We start from the raw sequence: 2,617 nt of genomic DNA on the forward strand, positions 1-2,617 counted from the left end.
TGTCAACGGCCACTGAGATACCCAGGCGGGTGGCCGTTGGTTGACCAGGCTGGTGGCCATCAGAAACCCAGGTGTGTGGCCGGTGGTGTTCCTGGGGTGGGGGTCAGTTCAAAGGGATCACTCCCTTCCCGGCGAGGGCCTCGGCGAGGCGGTGCGAGTCGCCGGTGGTGGTCACGAGGTGAGCGTGGTGCATGAGGCGGTCGGTGCTGGCGCCCGCGAGGGTCTTGGGCATGATCGTGTCGAAGCCAGAGGGGTGGATGTTGCTGGTGACCGCGATGGACCGGCGCTCGTAGGCGGCATCGATGATCCGGTAGAACGCCTCGGCGGCGTCCTCGCCGACGGGCAGCAGGCCAATGTCATCGATGACGATCAGATCGGCCCGGCAGATCCGGGCGACGGTCCGTGCGGTGGACCCGTCGACCTTCGACTTGCCGATCGCGGAGCTCAGCGTCTCCAGGGTGAACCAGGACACTCGCATGTCCTTCTCGATCGCGGCCTGGGCGAGTCCCTCGGTGAAGTGGCTCTTTCCCGTCCCCGAGGGTCCGGCGATCACCAAGTTCTCGGCCCGGCCGATCCATTCGAGGGTGGTCAGGGCGTTCTGGGTGGGTTCGGGGATGGTGGAGTCCTCGGCCCGCCAGGAGCCCAGCGTCTTGCCGGTGGGGAAGTTCGCCGAGTGCCGGCGAAGCCGACGGGTGGCCGCGTCGCGGCCGGTGACTTCCTCGGCTATCAGCAGTCGCAGGACCTCGGCGGGGTCCCAGCGTTGAGCGCGGGCGGTGGCCAGGACGTCGGGGGCCGCTTTGCGCATATAGGGCAGGCGCATGCGGCGCATGAGCTTGTCGAGTTCCTCGGGGATCGCGGGCGCGTTGGGAAAGCTCATGGAGGTGCCGTTCTCTTGGGTGACGTGCAGTCAAAAGGTGGTGGCGGGCGGCTGATTGGATCAGCGGCCCAGTGCCTGCCAGCCGCTGGTTCCGTTCTGGACGGAGTGGGCTTCGTCCGCGCGGATGACCTCGCCGGCGGGCTTGCTGTCGGCGATGTGTCCCAGGATCGACAGCAGGTCGCCGTCGGCGAAGCGCCCGGCCGTGGCCGCAAGTCCGAGGGCCTGGTCGACACGGTCGTTGCCCAGGACGGTGGCCAGCTCGACCGCGCGGGCCATCTTGGCGCGGATGCGGGTGGCGCCTGCGGGTCCGGCTTCCTTGAGCCAGCGGCCCGCGCCGGGGCCGATGCCCACGAACGCGATCTCAGCTTCCGAGCGGGGCTGCAGCCTCGGCTGGTGAATGCTGCGGCCGTCGGGATGGTCGGGATAGTGGGCGTCGATGATCTGCGGAACACCCGGAGTGGAAAGCTGATGGCGCCAAATCTCCGACAGATCACCGGAGTTGGTGCGGGCAGTGATGGACAGTTCCTCGCCGACCACCCGGCACCACACCCGGACGCCGGTATAGCCCGGCGGAGTCGAGTAGCGCACCGAGTTGAAGCTGATCGTGCGATCCGAACCGACCAGCCGCTCCTCGCCCAACGCGAGCGCGAGCGGCTCGATGGGCAGGATGTGCAGCGTGGTGCGTTCGATGTCGAGGCGGTCGGCAGGTATCTGCCCCGTCGCCCGGTGACGGCGCGAGTTCACCGCGTCGCACCAGGTCAGGCAGGCATCCGCGAGGTCGGCGAAGGAGTCGTAGGCGGCCAGCAGGTTCGCGTCCGTGGGCACGAGGTCGGCCTTCGCGATGCGGACCGTGGCCTCCGCGCCGCCCTTCGATTCGGGGTCGTAAGGCACGCAGCTGACGACCTGGCAGCCGTAGTGCCGGCCCGCGGCGACCATCTGCGGATGCCGCACCGGAATCCCGGCGATGTGCTCGACGGTGACCGTCTTCGCGTTGTCCGTCAGCACATACGTCGGTGCCCCGCCGATCCGCCGCAACGTGGTGTCCAGGCAGGCCACCAAAGTGCCCAACGTGCAGTCCCAGACCGGAATCACGACCCTAAACCGCGACCAGGACAGCCACGCGCAGAACAGCCAGGTCCGACGTCCCGCGATGCGCGGGCCTTCGCCCCAGTCGAACTGCAGCCACCGGCCCGGCTCGGGAATCCACGGCCGGTACGTCCGGCGCTTGCCCGCCTTCCACGCAGTCTTCGCGGTGTTCACCGCCCGTCTCGTCGAGCGCGCGCTGCCCCGGTAGCCCATCTTCACCAGCTTCTCGTGGACCACATCGGCGCGGATCGTCGCCTTCGACTGCTCGACCCACTCCTCGACCTTCTCCAGGAACGCGTCGATCATCTTCGGCCGCGGCTCTCGCTCATAAGGATTGCGCCCGCCGTTACGGGCCTCGACATACCTCTTGACCGTTTTCGGGTCGTGTCCCGCCAGGCTTGCCGCCGACCAGACCGTCCCGGTCAGGTCGTACGCCTCAAGGATTTCCATGATCTCCGTGTCAGACTTCGTCACAGGACCTCTCCGGCCGGTAGCTGATGCGTGCAAACACCAGCAAACGGTCGGAGGGGTCTCCTCCAGTTAAGGAAGTGATCAGGAACACCACTGGTCAGACGGCCATCCACCAGGAATCCCGGTGGCCATCAGCCTGGACTCGGCTGGCCGCACATCTGGACTTTGCCACGGCCGCCGTCA

At 67.7% G+C, this 2,617-nt stretch carries 2 protein-coding genes; both read right to left on the minus strand.

Annotated elements, in window-relative coordinates; translation table 11 throughout:
- Window positions 1–103: 103 nt before the first annotated feature.
- Window positions 104–877 carry an IS21-like element helper ATPase IstB gene (istB, locus tag ABZT02_RS46075; protein ID WP_356029451.1) on the minus strand — a complete coding sequence of 258 codons (774 nt, stop codon included), beginning with the start codon at window positions 875–877 and terminating at the stop codon, window positions 104–106.
- Between the two features lie 60 nt (window positions 878–937).
- The gene (istA, locus tag ABZT02_RS46080; protein ID WP_356029454.1) at window positions 938–2,437 is read right to left on the minus strand and encodes an IS21 family transposase; all 1,500 of its coding nucleotides are present in this window, start codon (window positions 2,435–2,437) and stop codon (window positions 938–940) included.
- Between the last annotated feature and the right edge of the window lie 180 nt (window positions 2,438–2,617).

Source organism: Streptomyces sp. NPDC005402, from assembly GCF_040606575.1.
Lineage (GTDB): Bacteria > Actinomycetota > Actinomycetes > Streptomycetales > Streptomycetaceae > Streptomyces.

Coding starts and splice junctions, on each gene's coding strand:
- istB (WP_356029451.1), bottom strand. CDS start 877: ATGAGCTTTCCCAACGCGCCCGCGATCCCCGAGGAACTCGACAAGCTC.